The organism is Streptomyces sp. BF23-19 (assembly GCF_041106355.1).
GTDB classification, from domain to species: domain Bacteria; phylum Actinomycetota; class Actinomycetes; order Streptomycetales; family Streptomycetaceae; genus Streptomyces; species Streptomyces virginiae_A.
Map to the genome: position 1 here is coordinate 1 of NZ_JBGBPT010000136.1, position 16517 is coordinate 16517.

Here is a 16517-nt window from a genome sequence, read left to right on the forward strand (position 1 = left end):
TACACGGCAGCCCCGGCAGCACGCCGAGGCACGGCACCGGACGACGCGAACCTGACCGACAAGATCCGAAAGAGACGGCCTAGGGGGTGTCCTGCCGACCACGCTCCCTGATCCGCCTGACCGACAAGGCACCCCCTAGAACGAACGCCACCGCGTCTCCCGGTCGCCGTGCCTGAGGGAGGCCACCCGGCGGCGGAATTCGGCCAGTGCAGCCGGGTTGGCGGGGGCGTGCTGGGCGACCCAGGCACAGCCGGCCGTCTCCCGGGCGCCGCGCAGGACCGCGCAGCCCTCCCAGTCGCGGACGTCCCACCCGTACGCCGCCACGAAGGCCTCGTACTGCTCGGCCGGCATGCCGTACCGGTCGCGGGAGAGCGCCATGACCACCAGATCGTGCTCGCGCAGATCGGCCGACACGGTCTCCAGGTCGACCAGGACCGGGCCGTCGGGGCCCACGTGGACGTTGCGGGGCAGGGCGTCGCCGTGGATCGGGCCCCGGGCCAGCCGCGGGGTCAGGGCCGCCAGCTCACCGGCGTAGGCGTCCCGGCGGGCCCGCAGATAGGCCGCGTCCGCCGGGTCCACGGCGTCCCCCGCCAGCCGCAGCCAGCGCTCGACCCCGGCCAGCAGGTCCCGCGCGGGCAGGGCGAAGGGCGGCTCGGGCAGCGCGTGCACGAGGCGCAGCAGCGCCGCCAGGTCCTCCGGCCCCGCGGGCCGTACCGCGTCCGGCAGCCGGTGCCACAGGGTCAGCGGGTGCCCGTCCACCAGCCGCGGCTTCGGCTCGGCCGCGCGGACCGCCGGGATCCCGGACGCGGCGAACCAGCCGGACACCGCGAGTTCCCGTTCCGCCCGCTCCAGCAGCGCCGCCTCCCGTCCCACCTTCACCACCAGGTCGCCGATGGCGAAGACCGCGTTCTCGCCGAGCGCGAGGAGCACCGCCGCACCCGACGTGCCCGGCGTGCCCCTGGTCAGGCCCGCTGCCGCCAGTACGTTCCGTGCCCGCGCCTCGTCCATACCGTCGCTCCCGCCCCTCGCCGTGGATCCGCTCCCGCCCGTCAGTATGTGGTGGCTTCCGGCAGGTGGCCCGATCCTGGAGTCATGTGCGCCGAACCTGACGGACGCGCCGACCGGGGTCCCTCGGTCGTGACGCGGCGCGCCCTGCGCACCACCCTCTCCGCGTGCACCTCGTTCTTCGTGTGCCTGTACGCGCTGGACCGGCCGGTGGCGGCGACGTACGCGCTGTTCGCCGCGGTGTCGATGGCCGCCCTCTCCCACATCCCCGGCACCGGACGCCAGCGGGCGGCAGTCATGGCCAAGACGACTCCCGCGGCGTGGCTGCTGCTGACGATCGGCACCTACCTCGCGATCCGGACCTGGAGCGCCGTGGTCGGCATGCTCCTGATCGGCTTCTTCCTGGCCTTCGTGGCGGCGGCCGGGCCCCGCGCGGCGGGCGCCGCCCCGGGGCTGCAGCTGCTCTACATCCTGCCGTGCTTCCCGCCGTACGCGCCGGACACCCTCCCCGAACGGCTCGCGGGGGCGACCTTCGGCCTGCTGCTGCTCGTCCTAGCCGAGGTCTTCGTCCTGCCGGAGAAGCCCGGACCCACCTACCGTCGGATGGCCGCCGACGCGGTCGACACCGCCGCCCGCTGCGTCGCCGAGCTGGGCCGCGCCCCGTACACGCTGTCCGCCGCCTCCGCGGAGACGGCCAAGGAGGCCGGCGGGTCGCTCCGCCCCTTCCGGGTCGACGAGGCCGACCGCCCCGCCGGGCCGGGCCTGCGCGACCGCGCCCTGTCCCACGCGGGCCTGGCCGCCCGCACGCTCCTGGCCCGCCTGGTGAACCTGCCCCCGCCACCCCCGCCCCCGGGCCCGGTGCCGATGGAGCAGGAGCCCGAGGTGCTGACCGCGGTCGGCCGGGCCGTCTCCGAGACCGCCGACCTGCTGGACGGCCGGGCCGGCACGACCGAAGCGGCCGACGTCCTGCGGCGCGTACGGGAACAGGCCGCCGCCTCGGCGGCGCGGGAGGCACCCACGACCGCCGCGCGGGGCCGTCGGCGGGCGGCGGTGCTGGAGGTGACCGACGCGGCCGTGGCCCTGGCGACGGCCGCCGAGCTGGCCGTACGGGGCCGGCGCGCGCGGGTGCCCGAGGACGTCGACTCGGGCCGGTTCTGGTACGCGGGCAGGCGTGCGCCGAGCCTGTGGTGGCACCGGCTGGCGGGCCACGCCGGGCCGCGCTCCGTGTACTTCCAGAACGCCGTCCGGATCAGCCTCGCGCTGGCGGCCGCCCGCACGGTCGCGGGCGTGGACTCGTTGCCCCACGGCTTCTGGGCGATGCTGGCCGTCCTCAGCCTGACCCGGACCACCGCCGCCCAGACCCGGGCGACCGTACGCGTGGCGATCACCGGCACCATGCTCGGCGCCCTGGTCACGGGGTTGCTGCTGGCCCTGATCGGCGGTCACACCACCGTCTACGCGATCGCCCTGCCGTTCGTGATGCTCACCGCGTTCCGGGTGGGGCCGGTCCGGGGCGTGGGCTGGGCCCAGGGCCTGTTCACCCTCACGGTGGCCTTCGTCTTCGCCCAGCTGGCGCCCGTGACCTGGCAGCTGGCCGAGGTCAGGATCCTGGACGTGATCATCGGCAGCCTCATCGGTGTGGTGTTCGGCGTGCTCGCCTGGCCGCGGGGGGCGCAGCGGGAGCTGCACCGGGCGGTCGCCCTGCTGCTGACGACGGAGGCCGAGACGGTCGAGCGCGCCACGGCCGTCGTGGTGGAGGGAGGGCCGGGGCACGTCCCCGACGACCGGCCGCTCCAGCACGCGCTGACCATGGCGGAGTCCGCGTTCGCCCAGCACCAGAGCGAGCCGCGGACGACGACCGAGGACCCGGCCACGGACTGGCAGGCGGCCATGATGTCGGGCCACCACGTGCTGTGGGGCTCACGGCGGCTGTTCGTCCGCGGCGGTCCGGCCGTCGGGCCGGCGAACGGAGCCCGGCTGGACCACCGGGCGGCCGGGGTGGCCACCCGGATGCGGAAGGCGGCCGAGTGGGCGGGTGCGGGGGCGGGTGAGGCCGCGGACGCCGCGGATCCGCGGAGCGGACCGCCCGTTCCCGGCGGGCCCGCCACGGACGGTCCGCCGGGGGTCTCCTCGCCGCGGTTCTTCGCCGCGCTCGCCTGGCTCAACTCCCTCGATGTCGACGTCGACCGCATGACGGGCTCGGATCACCCGTCCGGCCCATCGGACACGAACGGCTCGTCCGGGCCGTCGGGTCCGTCGGATCGGCCGGGACCCTCCGATGCCTCCCGGCCGTCGGGTCCTTCCTGAGTCCGTCGAAATGAGTTGCACGAGACGTATCGTCTCGTTTATCGTTCGATCATGACCACAGCGAAGCCCGCCCACATCGCCATGTTCTCCATCGCCGCCCACGGGCACGTGAACCCGAGCATCGAGGTGATCCGGGAGCTCGTGGCCCGGGGCCACCGCGTCAGCTACGCCATCCCCGCCTCCTTCGCCGAGAAGGTCGCGGAGACCGGCGCCACGCCCGTGATCTACACCTCCACCCTCCCCACCGACGACGAGCCGGAGGCCTGGGGGACCGAGCTCATCGAGAACCTGGAGCCGTTCCTGAAGGACGCAGTCCAGGCGCTCCCGCAGCTCGCCGCCGCCTTCGAGGGCGACGAGCCCGATCTCGTCCTCCACGACATCACCTCCTACCCCGCGCCCGTGCTCGCCCACCGCTGGGGGGTCCCGGCCGTCTCGCTCTCCCCGAACCTCGTCGCCTGGGAGGGGTACGAGCAGGAGGTGGCCGAGCCGCTGTTCGCCGAGCTGAAGGCCTCCGCGCGCGGACAGGCGTACTACGCCGCCTTCGCCGACTGGCTCACCGAGAACGGCCTCGGCGAGGACGTCGACCGCTTCCAGGGCCGCCCGCGGCGCAGCGTCGTCCTCATTCCCCGGGTGCTCCAGCCGCACGCCGATCGCGTCGACGGGTCCGTGTACACCTTCGTCGGCACCTGTCAGGGCGATCGCAACACCGCCCAGGGCACGTGGCAGCGGCCCGCGTCCGCCGAGGGCAAGAAGGTCGTACTCGTCTCGCTCGGCTCCACCTTCACCAAGCAGCCGGCCTTCTACCGCGCCTGCATCGAGGCCTTCGCGGACCTGCCCGACTGGCATCTCGTCCTCCAGATCGGCAAGTTCACCGACGAGGGAGACCTGGGTCCGGTCCCCGCCGGTGTGGAGGTGCACCGCTGGGTCCCCCAGCTGGACATCCTGCGCCAGGCCGACGCCTTCATCACGCACGCGGGCGCCGGCGGCAGCCAGGAGGGGCTCGCCACCGCCACCCCGATGGTTGCCGTCCCGCAGGCCGTCGACCAGTTCGGCAACGCCGACATGCTCGTCTCGCTGGGCGTGGCCCGCCATGTCCCGATGGCGGAGGCGGACGCCGCGACCCTGCGCGAGGCGGTCCTCGGGCTGGTCGCCGACCCCGAGGTCGCCGCCCGCGCGGAGGCCGTCCGCGCCGGGATGGCCACCGAGGGCGGCACGCGGCAGGCCGCCGACCTCATCGAGGCCGAATTGTCGTAGGAGGGCCAGTACACGGGCGCCCCTCCGCCTTGCGAGGCACCGCACCGGACGACCCGGGCTCACCCGACAAGATCCGGAAGAGACGGCCTAGGCCGTCGCGTGTCGGGCGGCGTCCTTGCGGGCCAGGTCGCGGGAGCGGCGGGCCGGACCGCTCCAGCCGCAGGTACAGACGGCCAGGCAGAACGATCCGCGGTCGGCGGTGGATGTGGTGTGGCCGGTCGGCGGCTCCGGCTGCGCGTGCGGCCTCGGGAGCGGCAGGGAGTCGAGCGGAGGGACCAGGGTCGCGTCGGTAGGCGGTTCCACAGGTCCACGGTACCGGGGCGGGCGGCGCGCGGGGAGGGTGCGACCCCGTGACGGGAAACCCCGGACCTCGTTAAACGGAGCGGGTGGGGGCCTCGGGCAAGCGGCGGTCATGCGTTGGGGGTTGGCAGGCGATGGTGGATCACCAGCACAGGCGGCCGCGCGGGCGTGCGGGTGAGGCGGTACTCGCCGCCGGCATCACCCTGGCGGTCTCGACGATGACCGGGTGCGCGGGCGACGCGAGCGACCGCCGACCCCCGGCGGACGCGGCGGCGGTGGTCCGCGGCGCCGCCGACGCACTCGCGAGGACCGGCAGTGCCCGGGCCCGTACGGCCATGGAGATGGCGACGGGCGGCACTCGCGTCACGATCCGCGGCGAGGGCGGGGTCGACTTCAAGAAGCGGATGGGCCAGCTCCTTGTGATGCTGCCGGCCGATGTGAAGGGCAAGACCGAGCACCGGCCCATCACCGAACTGCTCGTGCCCGGCGCGCTCTACATGAAGAACCGGGGCGCGGGCGTCCCGGACGACAAGTGGGTCCGGGTCGACACGACGACCCTGAACGACGGGAACCTGGTCACGGGCGGGGCCACCGATCCGCTGGTCGCGGCCGAGCTGCTGCGGGGCGCGCAGGAGGTGACGTACGTGGGGGAGACCGAGGTGGCGGGCACCAAGGTGCGGCACTACCGGGGGACCACGGACATCGGGCGGGCCGCGGGGAGCGCGTCGCCGGAGGTACGGGGGGCACTGGCGGCGGCGGCGAAAGGGTTCAGCACGGACACGGTGCCGTTCGACGCCTACCTCGACGAGGAGGGGCGCTTGCGGAAGGTCAGGCATCGGTTCACGTACGTCAACAATGGCGTGATCGATGTGTCCTCGACCACGCTGCTGTACGGATTCGGGACGCCGGTGACCGTCGTATTGCCCGCAAGTAGGGACATTTACGCCGGGAAGATCTCCGACCAGTGAGGCGGAGGGGGAGCGGGCGGCGCGATCGGGCCACGGTCGGGTATCCGGAAATGGTCCATCCGTGTCATGCGGGGGACGGCACGGCCTCCCTACGCTGAGAAGCCGGGCGCCGGCGCGTGGTGCGGTGCGGTATGACCGATGACGGCCGGTGGCCGGTGGCAGATTGAGGTGACACGCGTGACTCCCGCAGGCGGTACGACGGTGCAGGACCACGTTGCTCTCGCCGAGATCGAGCTGTGTGGTGAGCTGATCATCGCTGCGTCGGCGGCCGCGGAGGAGCGGCTGAGCCTGGACCGTATCGACGAGGTCCTGCTCGGGCACTAGCCGGTCGCCTCCCGGCGGGTCGCGGCGGGTCGCGGACGGTGCCGGTGTCCGGCCGCCTGTCGGCGGACGCGCCGCTGCTGGGGCTCGGCCCCGGACCCCGCGCCTCGAACGCCGGCGGGCCGGGCTATCGGGGCCGGAGGGCGCGCCTCGAACGCCGGCCCGGCCGGGTGTGCGGCCGGGTCAGGTGCGCAGGAGGCGGGCGATGGCTTTCGTGGCCTCCTCGACCTTGGCGTCGATCTCGGTGCCGCCCTTGACCGCCGCGTCCGCGACGCAGTGCCGCAGGTGCTCCTCCAGCAGCTGGAGCGCGAAGGACTGCAGTGCTTTCGTGCTCGCCGAGACCTGGGTGAGTATGTCGATGCAGTAGACGTCCTCGTCGACGAGTCGCTGGAGGCCGCGGATCTGGCCCTCGATCCGGCGCAGCCGCTTGAGGTGCTCGTCCTTCTGGTGGTGGTAGCCGTGGACGGCTCCGGAGCCCTCCGCCTCGATGGTCGTCATACGTCCTCCCGTGGTCCGGAACGAGGGGTGCATGCCGAACGCATACCCCTCATGGGTATAGGATACTGGGCCGCGCCGCCCGGGGCAGGGGTCCCTGGTCCTCACTCTGCCCGATGGAGGACACTGGGGAACGGCCGGTTAGCCGTGGCCGAGGGATGCGCCTAGCATCAGCCTGACCGAATCCAATGCACCCCGAGGACCTCACGTGCGATTTCGTCTGACCCCCAGGGAGACGAGCTTCTACGACATGTTCGCCGCATCCGCGGACAACATCGTCACGGGCTCCAAGCTCCTGATGGAACTGCTCGGAGCGGACTCCTCCGCCCGGGCCGAGATCGCGGAGCGGATGCGGGCAGCGGAGCACGCGGGGGACGACGCCACTCACGCGATCTTCCACCAGCTGAACTCCTCCTTCATCACGCCGTTCGACCGCGAGGACATCTACAACCTGGCCTCGTCGCTCGACGACATCATGGACTTCATGGAGGAGGCCGTCGACCTCGTCGTCCTCTACAACGTGGAGGAGCTCCCCAAGGGTGTCGAGCAGCAGATCGAGGTGCTGGCGCGCGCGGCCGAGCTGACCGCCGAGGCCATGCCGCACCTGCGGACGATGGACAACCTGACCGAGTACTGGATCGAGGTCAACCGCCTCGAGAACCAGGCCGACCAGATCCACCGCAAGCTGCTCGCCCAGCTCTTCAACGGCAAGTACGACGCCATCGAGGTGCTGAAGCTCAAGCAGATCGTCGACGTGCTCGAAGAGGCGGCCGACGCGTTCGAGCACGTCGCGAACACGGTGGAGACCATCGCGGTCAAGGAGTCCTGAACCTCGTGGACACCTTCGCTCTGGTCGTGACCATCGGTGTCGCGCTCGGCTTTACCTATACGAACGGTTTCCACGACTCGGCGAACGCGATCGCGACCTCCGTCTCGACGCGGGCACTGACCCCGCGCGCGGCGCTGGCGATGGCGGCCGTGATGAACCTCGCCGGAGCCTTCCTCGGTAGTGGCGTCGCCAAGACGGTCAGCGAGGGCCTGATCGAGACGCCCCAGGGCACGCGGGGCATGTGGATCCTGTTCTCGGCGCTCGTCGGTGCGATCGTCTGGAACCTGATCACCTGGTACTTCGGTCTGCCCTCGTCCTCCTCGCACGCGCTGTTCGGCGGCATGGTGGGCGCGGCGCTGGCGGGCGGCACCGGTGTCATCTGGAGCGGGGTGATCGACAAGGTCGTCATCCCGATGTTCGCCTCGCCGGTCGTCGGTCTGGTGGCCGGTTATCTGGTGATGGTGGTCATCCTGTGGATGTTCCGCCGCTCCAACCCGCACAAGGCCAAGCACGGCTTCCGTATCGCGCAGACCGTGTCGGCCGCCGCCATGGCGCTCGGCCACGGTCTCCAGGACGCGCAGAAGACGATGGGCATCGTCGTGATGGCGCTGGTCATCGCCGACGTGCAGAGCGCCGACGATGCGATCCCGGTCTGGGTCAAGGTCGTGTGCGCGGTGATGCTGTCGCTGGGTACGTACGCGGGCGGCTGGCGCATCATGCGCACCCTCGGCCGCAAGATCATCGAGTTGGACCCGCCGCAGGGCTTCGCGGCCGAGACCACGGGCGCCTCGATCATGTTCGGCTCGGCGTACCTCTTCCACGCGCCGATCTCCACCACCCACGTGATCACCTCGGCGATCATGGGTGTGGGTGCGACCAAGCGCGTGAACGCGGTCCGCTGGGGCGTCGCCAAGAACATCGTCCTGGGCTGGTTCATCACGATGCCGGCCGCGGCCGTGGTCGCCGCGCTGAGCTTCTGGGTCGTCGACCTCGCGTTCGTGTAGGACGCGGGAAGCGCCCAGCGGCAACGAAAGCGGCAACGAAAGCGGCAACGAAAGCAGGAACGAAAGCGGGCCGGCTCCCCCCACCCAGGGGGAGCCGGCCCTTTTTCTTTCTTTCGCCTTGCGGTGGCACCGCCATGCAGCACCGCAGGACGTTCGGTCCCGGTTTAGCCGAAGCGACCCGAGATGTAGTCCTCGGTCGCTTGGACGGACGGGTTCGAGAAGATCCGGTCCGTGTCGTCGAGCTCGATGAGCTTGCCGGGCTGTCCGACGGCCGAGAGGTTGAAGAAGGCGGTGCGGTCCGAGACGCGGGCCGCCTGCTGCATGTTGTGCGTCACGATGACGATCGTGAAGCGCTCCTTGAGCTCGCCGATCAGGTCCTCGATCGCCAGGGTGGAGATCGGGTCGAGGGCCGAGCAGGGCTCGTCCATCAGCAGGACCTGGGGCTCGACCGCGATGGCGCGGGCGATGCACAGACGCTGCTGCTGGCCGCCGGAGAGGCCGGAGCCGGGCTTGTTCAGGCGGTCCTTGACCTCGTTCCAGAGGTTGGCGCCCTGGAGCGACTTCTCGACGATGTCCGTGAGCTCGGACTTCTTGAAGTTGCCGTTGAGCCGCAGGCCCGCCGCCACGTTGTCGAAGATCGACATGGTGGGGAAGGGGTTCGGGCGCTGGAAGACCATGCCGACCGTGCGGCGGACCGCGACGGGGTCCACGCCGGTGCCGTACAGGTTCTCGTCGTCCAGCAGGACCTTGCCCTCGACACGGCCGCCGGGGGTGACCTCGTGCATGCGGTTGAGGGTGCGCAGGAAGGTGGACTTGCCGCAGCCGGAGGGGCCGATGAAGGCCGTCACGGAGCGGGGCTCCACGGTCATCGAGATGTCGTCGATGGCCTTGTGGGTGCCGTAGAAGGCGGACAGTCCGGAGACGTCGATTCGCTTCGCCATGAGGGGTCACTTCGCTTTCATAAGTCGCGTCAGCGACCGGTCTTCGGGGCCTTCCAGCGGGCGATGCCGCGGGCCACCAGATTGAGGATCATGACGAAGGCGATCAGGACGAGCGCTCCGGCCCATGCCCGGTCGTAGGAGGCTTCACTACCGACCTTGTACTGCTCCCAAATGTAGAGCGGGAGCGAGGACTGGGCGCCTTCGAAGGGGTTGCCGTTGATCAGCTGGGAGCCGAAGACCAGCAGCATGATCGGCGCGGTCTCGCCGGCGATGCGGGCGACGGCCAGCATCACACCGGTGGAGATACCGCCGATGGCGGTCGGGAGCACGACCTTGAGGATCACGCGCCACTTCGGCACACCGAGGGCGAGGGCGGCCTCGCGCAGCTCGTTCGGGACGAGCTTGAGCATCTCCTCGGTGGAGCGGACCACGACCGGCATCATCAGGATCGACAGGGCCATGGCGCCGGCGAAGCCGGAGGGGCCGAAGCCGAGCATCAGGTTCCAGGTCGTCAGGATGAACAGGCCCGCGACGATGGAGGGGATGCCGGTCATGACGTCGACGAAGAAGGTGACGGACTTGGCGAGGCGGCCCTTGCCGTACTCGACCAGGTAGACGGCGGTCAGCAGGCCGATGGGGGCCGCGATCAGCGTGGCGAGGGCGACCTGTTCGATGGTGCCGAGCAGGGCGTGGTAGACGCCGCCGCCCTCGTCGAAGCTGGTCACGCCGTTCATGGAGTGGCTGAGGAAGGTGCCGCTCAGGAGCTTCAGGCCGCGGCTGATCGTGGTCCACATCAGCGAGAGCAGCGGGATGACCGCGAGGACGAAGCAGACCCACACGAGGGAGGTCGCGACGCGGTCCTTGGCCTGGCGACGGTTCTCGATCACCGCGCTGGCGGTGTACGTGATGGCGATGAAGAGCAGTGCCGCGAGCAGACCCCACTGGATCTTGCTGTCGAGGCCGAAGACGAGGCCGATGCCGCAGCCGAGGGCGATCGAGAGGGCCGCGATGGCCGCCGGGGCCCAGCGGGGCAGGCCGCCGCGGGTGAGGCCGGCGGGGGCGGCGGACTTGCGGGCCCGGGTGGGCCGCTGGTCCTGGATTGCGTGGCTCATCAGGCGTTCGCCCCCGAGAAGTCCTTGCGGCGAGCGATGATCAGGCGAGCTGCACCGTTGACCAGCAGGGTGAGCAGGAAGAGGACGAGACCGGAGGCGATCAGCGCGTCGCGGCCGAACTCGTTGGCCTCGTCGAACTTCGCGGCGATGTTCTGCGCGAACGTGCCGCCGCCCGGGTTCAGGATGTGGCCGGAGATCAGGAAGCTCGGGGAGAGGACGGTCGCGACGGCCATGGTCTCGCCGAGCGCGCGGCCGAGGCCGAGCATCGAGGCGGAGATGACGCCGGAGCGGCCGAAGGGCAGCACCGACATGCGGATGACCTCCCAGCGGGTCGCGCCGAGGGCCAGGGCGGCCTCCTCGTTCATGCGCGGGACCTGGAGGAAGACCTCACGGCTGACGCTGGTCACGATCGGCAGGATCATGATCGCGAGCAGGATGCCGACGGTGAAGAGCGAGCGGGCGACGCCGACCTGGGTCTTCTCGAACACGTACGTCCAGCCGAGGTACTCGTCCAGCCAGAGGTTCAGGCCGTTGAGCTGTGGGACGAGGAAGAGGGCGCCCCAGATGCCGTAGATGATCGACGGCACGGCTGCCAGCAGGTCGACCACGTAGGCGAGGGGCGCGGCCAGCTTGCGCGGCGCGTAGTGCGAGATGAACAGGGCGATGCCGACGGCGATCGGGACGGCGATGGCCATCGCGACGATCGAGCTGACGACGGTGCCGAAGAGCAGGACGGCGATGCCGAAGACGGGCGGGTTGGCCGACGCGTTCCAGTCGAAGGTGGTGAGGAAGTTCCCCTCGTTCTTCGACAGGGCGATCGAGGCGCGGTAGGTGAGGAAGGCGGCGATCGACGCCATGATCACCAGGAGCAGGATGCCGGAGCCCTTGGAGAGCCCGGCGAAGATCTTGTCACCGGCGCGGCCGGTGGACCCTCCGCTCTTGGCGACAGGCGGAGCCGTGTCTATCTGGGTGGGTGTGGTGGAAGCCATGGTCTTTCCGGTCTGTGTGGGGGGCAGGCCCCCTGGCGGCGGTGCACCGGATTCCCCCGGGTGAAGGGGAAGGGTCCCCGAGGTGTCGGCTGCCCGGACGGGGGTGGCCGACACCTCGGGGGTCAGGATTTAGCCGAGGCCGTTGATGACCTCGCGGACCTTGGTGTTGATCTCGGCCGGGATCGGCGCGTAGCCGTTCTCGAGGAGGACCTTCTGGCCCGCGTCCGAGGCGGCGTAGTTCAGGAAGGACTTCACGGTCGGGAGCGTCTCGGCCTTGTTGCCCTTGTCGCAGACGACCTCGTAGGTCACCAGGACGAGCGGGTAGGCGCCCTCGGCCTTGGTGGTGTAGTCGAGCTTGAGGGCCAGGTCGGAGCCGGTGCCGGCGATCTTGGCGGCGGCGATGGCCTTGGAGGCGTTCTCACCGCTGGCCTTGACCGGGGCGGCGGCACCGGTGTTCAGGTCGACGGTCTTGATGTTCTGCGAGCTGGCGAAGGAGAGCTCGAAGTAGCCGATCGCACCGTCGACCTGCTTGACCTGGGCGGCGACGCTGGAGGAGCCGGAGGCCGACTGACCGCCCGGGGCGGCCCACTTCTTCGCGGCCTCGTACGGCCAGGCGTCGCCCGCGGTGGCCTTGAGGTACTTGGTGAGGTTCTCGGTGGTGCCCGAGTCGTCGGACCGGTGGAAGGCCTGGATGGCGGTGGAGGGAAGCGTGACGCCGGGGTTCAGCTTCTTGATCGCCTCGTCGTCCCACTTCTTGATCTTGTCGTTGAAGATGTTGGCGACCGTGGCGGCGTCGAGGTTCAGCTTGTCCACGCCGGCGACGTTGAAGCCGAGGGCGATCGGGCCGCCGACCATCGGGAGGTCGATGCCCTGGCCACCGGTGCAGATCTTCTTCGACTCCTCGACCTGCTCCGGCTTCAGCGCCGAGTCGGAGCCGGCGAAACCGACGGTGCCCTGGTTGAAGGCGACGATGCCCTCACCGGAGGAGGAGGACTTGTAGTTCACCTCGACGCCGGAGCAGGCGGCCATGTAGTTCTTGATCCACAGCTCGATCGCGTTCTTCTGCGCGGAGGAGCCGGAGGCCAGGAGCTTGCCCTTGGCGTCGTCGCACTTGATGTCGCCCGCGGCGGCCGCGGAGGGCTTCGCCGAGCCGTCGGCGGTCTTGGTGTTGTCGTCCGAGCCGCACGCCGTGAGGACCAGGGCGCCGGACACGACAAGCGCCCCGAGGGCGGAGGCACGAAGCATGTTCTTGCGCTGAAGCTTCACTTTCGGGTGTTCCTTCCAGAAGCCGCCGGCCGCTTTCTGGATCGGGGCGGCGTGCGAAGAGGACTACGTCGGTTGTGCGCGGCTGAGCTGCTCGACCTCCGGGCGACTCGCTCCGTGCATCACCGAAATTAGGCAGAACAGGTGAAGCAGCCGACCGGGCCGAGTGAACGGATGGTGAACCGTGGCGGACGACCCGGTGCGTCCCGGGCCCACCGCACACAGCCGTCATCATCCGTTACCCCGACGTTATCGCGACGTGACCGCGGGCTCGGGAAGCCAGAGATGCCGGAATGCGAGGCGGGCGGCCTCGACCTCGTGGCGCTGGTCGGCGTGCAGGACACCGAGGGCGTAGGCCGTCGCCGGGGCGATGCGCGGGGTGCGGGCCGCCGTCGCCGAGGCGGTCGCCGCCTCGGCCGCGTCCCGGTGGCGGTCCAGGGCCTCGCCCGCGGCCGCCGGGCGGGTCACGTCCTCGCCGAGGGCCTCCCGGGCGTAGCGGTGGGCCCGCAGCAGGCGGCGTACCTCGTGCCAGGGCCCGTCGTGGTCCGCGTTGTACGAATGGGCCCCGTCGACCGGGGGCAGGGCCGCGACCGCCGCCGACAGTCGGGTTTCGGCCACGGCCGCCAGCGGGACGAGTACCTCCGACACCCGGCCCCGGGCCGCGACCGCGTCCAGCGGGACCTCCGAGGCCAGCACCGCCACCGCGTCCGCCACCGCGTGGAAGCGGGAGGAGCCGAGCGCCTGGAGGGTGGCCGAGTGGGCGCGCGTACGGGCCAGGGTCAGCTGCCGCTCCAGCAGTGCGCCGGCCCGCGCCGAGCCCACCGTCAGCGCGCCGGCCGAACCGCGCGGGGCGGGGAGCTCCGGGGATCCCGACAGCCGGTGCAGGGCGTCCATCAGCCGGGTCAGCCGGGCCGCGTACGCGTGCTCGTCGGCCAGCGTCGAGGACAGCCACACCAGCTCGGTGCGCAGCCCGTCGGCCCAGGAGGACTCGGTCACCACCCGGAAGGTGGCCAGGGATCCGCTGATGCGGCGCGCAGCCCCCCGCAGGCCGCGCGCCGCCTCGCTTCCTTCGGCGGTCCCGCTCGCTGTGCCTTCATCGTGCAGGCGCAGCGCGCGCAGGAAAGCGGTGGCCTGGGCACGCAGGTACGTGCCGAGCACGGCACCCGCGTCCGCCGGCATCGCGGTAATCGGGTCATGGTTTGGCTGAGCCACGCCGGCGCCTCCGGGCGTCTATGAGCGTCTCCTGTACGTGCCGCAGCGGCTGGCCGTCCGCGTCCGTGCTGTGCCGGGTCCACTCGCCGTCCGGGCCCAGGTGCCAGGAGGAGGTGGCGTCGGACATCCCGGTTTCCAGCATCCGGTCCAGTGCCGCGCGGTGGGCCGGGTCGGCGACCCTGACCAGTGCCTCGATACGGCGGTCGAGGTTGCGGTGCATCATGTCGGCGCTGCCGATCCACACCTCGGGTTCGCCGCCGTTGCCGAAGGCGAAGACCCGGGAGTGTTCCAGGAAGCGGCCGAGGATCGAGCGGACCCGGATGTTGTCCGAGAGCCCGGGGACCCCGGGGCGCACCGCGCAGATGCCGCGCACCCAGATGTCGACGGGCACTCCCGCCTGGGAGGCCCGGTAGAGCGAGTCGATGAGGGCTTCGTCGACGATCGAGTTCATCTTGAGCCGGACGTAGGCGGGGCGGCCGGCCTTGTGGTGGGCGGCCTCCTTGTCGATCCGCGCTATCAGTCCGTCCCGCAGCGAGCGGGGCGCCACCATCAGCCGGCGGTAGGTCTCGCGGCGCGAGTAGCCGGACAGCCGGTTGAAGAGGTCGGAGAGGTCCGCGCCGACCTGCGGGTCGGCGGTGAGCAGGCCGAGGTCCTCGTAGAGCCGGGCGGTCTTGGGGTGGTAGTTGCCGGTGCCGACGTGCGAGTAGCGGCGCAGCTGGTCGCCCTCCTGGCGGACGACGAGCGACAGCTTGCAGTGGGTCTTGAGGCCGACGAGCCCGTAGACGACGTGGCAGCCGGACTCCTCCAGCTTGCGCGCCCACTTGATGTTGGCCTGCTCGTCGAAGCGGGCCTTGATCTCGACGAGTACGAGGACCTGCTTGCCGGAGTCGGCGGCGTCGATCAGGGCGTCCACGATCGGGGAGTCGCCGGAGGTGCGGTAGAGCGTCTGCTTGATCGCGAGGACGTCCGGGTCGGCGGCGGCCTGCTCCAGGAAGGCCTGCACCGAGGTGGAGAAGGAGTCGTACGGGTGGTGCAGCAGGACGTCCCGCTCGCGCAGGGCGGCGAAGATGTCGGGCGCGGACGCGGACTCGACCTCGGCGAGGTCGCGGTGGGTGCCGGCGACGAACTTCGGGTACTTCAGCTCCGGGATGTCCAGCGAGGCGATGCCGAAGAGGGCGGTCAGGTCCAGCGGGCCGGGCAGCGGGTAGACCTCGGAGGCGTTGACCTTCAGCTCCTGGACCAGCAGGTCCAGTACGCCCGGGTCGATGGACTCCTCGACCTCCAGGCGGACGGGCGGGCCGAAGCGGCGCCGCATGAGCTCCTTCTCCAGGGCCTGGAGCAGGTTCTCGGCGTCGTCCTCCTCCACCTCCAGGTCCTCGTTGCGAGTCACCCGGAACATGTGGTGCGCGAGCACCTCCATGCCGGGGAACAGCTCCTCCAGGTGCGCGGCGATGACGTCCTCCAGCGGGACGTAGCGCTGCGGGGAGGCCTCCAGGAAGCGGGACAGGAGCGGCGGGACCTTGACCCGGGCGAAGTGGCGGTGGCCGCTGACGGGGTTGCGTACGACCACGGCCAGGTTCAGGGAGAGGCCGGAGATGTACGGGAACGGGTGCGCGGGGTCCACGGCCAGCGGGGTCAGCACGGGGAAGATCTGGTTGCGGAACAGGGTGAAGAGGCGGGCCTGCTCCTTCTCCGTGAGATCGGGCCAGCGGATCAGGTGGACGCCCTCCTCGGCGAGTGCCGGGGAGATGTCCTGCTGGAAGCAGGCGGCGTGCCGGGCCATGAGCTCGCGCGAGCGCGTCCAGATGAGGTCCAGCACCTCGCGGGGCTGCAGACCGGAGGCCGAACGGGTGGCGACACCCGTCGCGATGCGCCGCTTGAGGCCGGCCACGCGCACCATGAAGAACTCGTCGAGGTTGCTCGCGAAGATCGCCAGGAAGTTGGCGCGCTCCAGCAGGGGCGTCGTCGGGTCCTCGGCGAGCTCCAGCACCCGCTCGTTGAAGGCGAGCCAGCTGCGCTCCCGGTCGAGGAAGCGCCCCGGGGGGAGCTCGTCGTCCCCGTCCTTGTCCTCGTAGGCGTCCAGATCCGCGTCGAGATCGGGCTCGAGGTCGACGTGCGGGCGGTGCGCGGAGATGGACCCTATGCGGGCGTGGGCTCCGGTGACGGCCCGGCCGGGGGCGGCGCCGGGGGTGGTGCCGGGGGTGTGAGACGGGTGCTGGGCGGGGACCTCGGTGGGGCCTGCGCTGGGCTGGTGGCTCATGACTCCATTCTTCCGCGCACGCGGGAGGACAGGCACGTCGGAAGAGTCGGCCGTCAGTCGGAGTCGGGGCTGCATTGGGGGAGAGTCGCAAGCGCGTCTGAATGCCTGGTTAATGGCGTGTGGCTTCCCGGGTCCGGCGGGGTGCACGACTGCGTCCCGGCGGGTGTGGGGTGCGCCGGAGCGTGTGCCGGTGTGCCGGTGCGGCGGTGTGCCGGTGCGGCGGTGCGGCGGTGCGGCGGTGCGGCGGTGCGGCGGTG

General features: G+C 71.2%; 15 protein-coding genes. 6 read left to right on the plus strand and 9 right to left on the minus strand.

What is annotated here, in order from left to right:
* Positions 1–135 precede the first annotated feature (135 nt).
* On the minus strand, positions 136–1008 hold the full coding sequence (locus tag AB8A24_RS41150; RefSeq protein WP_369479066.1) for a phosphotransferase enzyme family protein: 873 nt from the start codon (positions 1006–1008) through the stop codon (positions 136–138).
* Positions 1009–1092: 84 nt separating this feature from the next.
* Here AB8A24_RS41150 and AB8A24_RS41155 point away from each other — a divergent pair, with 84 nt between their 5' ends.
* A complete protein-coding gene (locus AB8A24_RS41155; protein WP_369479067.1) occupies positions 1093–3312 on the plus strand; it encodes an FUSC family protein in 2220 nt (739 codons plus the stop codon).
* A gap of 51 nt (positions 3313–3363) precedes the next feature.
* Positions 3364–4566, plus strand: coding sequence for a macrolide-inactivating glycosyltransferase (gene mgt / locus AB8A24_RS41160; protein ID WP_328961107.1), 1203 nt, complete (start codon positions 3364–3366; stop codon positions 4564–4566).
* 87 nt (positions 4567–4653) lie between these two features.
* On the opposite strand, the gene AB8A24_RS41165 is transcribed toward mgt, so the two are convergent.
* Positions 4654–4869, minus strand: coding sequence for a hypothetical protein (locus AB8A24_RS41165; protein WP_328966156.1), 216 nt, complete (start codon positions 4867–4869; stop codon positions 4654–4656).
* 131 nt (positions 4870–5000) lie between these two features.
* Here AB8A24_RS41165 and AB8A24_RS41170 point away from each other — a divergent pair, with 131 nt between their 5' ends.
* Positions 5001–5834 (plus strand): hypothetical protein, encoded by an 834-nt coding sequence (locus AB8A24_RS41170; protein WP_328962702.1) that lies wholly within the window; start codon positions 5001–5003, stop codon positions 5832–5834.
* Between the two features lie 177 nt (positions 5835–6011).
* The gene (locus tag AB8A24_RS41175) at positions 6012–6158 is read left to right on the plus strand and encodes a hypothetical protein (protein WP_181382593.1); all 147 of its coding nucleotides are present in this window, start codon (positions 6012–6014) and stop codon (positions 6156–6158) included.
* Positions 6159–6338: 180 nt separating this feature from the next.
* Here the strand turns inward: AB8A24_RS41175 and AB8A24_RS41180 are convergent, their stop codons facing one another.
* The gene (locus AB8A24_RS41180) at positions 6339–6653 is read right to left on the minus strand and encodes a metal-sensitive transcriptional regulator (protein WP_030009310.1); all 315 of its coding nucleotides are present in this window, start codon (positions 6651–6653) and stop codon (positions 6339–6341) included.
* Between the two features lie 205 nt (positions 6654–6858).
* Between AB8A24_RS41180 and AB8A24_RS41185 the strand changes: the two genes are divergently transcribed.
* Together AB8A24_RS41185 and AB8A24_RS41190 are read left to right on the plus strand one after the other, a co-directional pair.
* A complete protein-coding gene (locus AB8A24_RS41185) occupies positions 6859–7479 on the plus strand; it encodes a DUF47 domain-containing protein (protein ID WP_008742369.1) in 621 nt (206 codons plus the stop codon).
* 5 nt (positions 7480–7484) lie between these two features.
* Complete coding sequence (locus AB8A24_RS41190; protein WP_266383641.1) at positions 7485–8483, plus strand: inorganic phosphate transporter; 999 nt, start codon at positions 7485–7487, stop codon at positions 8481–8483.
* A 164-nt stretch (positions 8484–8647) separates the two neighbouring features.
* On the opposite strand, the gene pstB is transcribed toward AB8A24_RS41190, so the two are convergent.
* The 6 genes from pstB to AB8A24_RS41220 form a co-directional block, all read right to left on the minus strand.
* A complete protein-coding gene (gene pstB, locus AB8A24_RS41195) occupies positions 8648–9424 on the minus strand; it encodes a phosphate ABC transporter ATP-binding protein PstB (RefSeq protein WP_030728551.1) in 777 nt (258 codons plus the stop codon).
* Positions 9425–9453: 29 nt separating this feature from the next.
* Positions 9454–10536, minus strand: a complete 1083-nt coding sequence (pstA, locus tag AB8A24_RS41200; protein ID WP_369479068.1) for a phosphate ABC transporter permease PstA — start codon at positions 10534–10536, stop codon at positions 9454–9456.
* The gene (gene pstC / locus AB8A24_RS41205) at positions 10536–11525 is read right to left on the minus strand and encodes a phosphate ABC transporter permease subunit PstC (RefSeq protein WP_030728545.1); all 990 of its coding nucleotides are present in this window, start codon (positions 11523–11525) and stop codon (positions 10536–10538) included. Before pstC ends, pstA begins: the two co-directional genes overlap by 1 nt.
* A gap of 129 nt (positions 11526–11654) precedes the next feature.
* On the minus strand, positions 11655–12791 hold the full coding sequence (gene pstS / locus AB8A24_RS41210; RefSeq protein ID WP_328962704.1) for a phosphate ABC transporter substrate-binding protein PstS: 1137 nt from the start codon (positions 12789–12791) through the stop codon (positions 11655–11657).
* 246 nt (positions 12792–13037) lie between these two features.
* Positions 13038–13967, minus strand: a complete 930-nt coding sequence (locus AB8A24_RS41215) for a CHAD domain-containing protein (RefSeq protein WP_369479069.1) — start codon at positions 13965–13967, stop codon at positions 13038–13040.
* Between the two features lie 13 nt (positions 13968–13980).
* Positions 13981–16260, minus strand: a complete 2280-nt coding sequence (locus AB8A24_RS41220) for an RNA degradosome polyphosphate kinase (RefSeq protein ID WP_266383658.1) — start codon at positions 16258–16260, stop codon at positions 13981–13983.
* Positions 16261–16517: the final 257 nt, after the last annotated feature.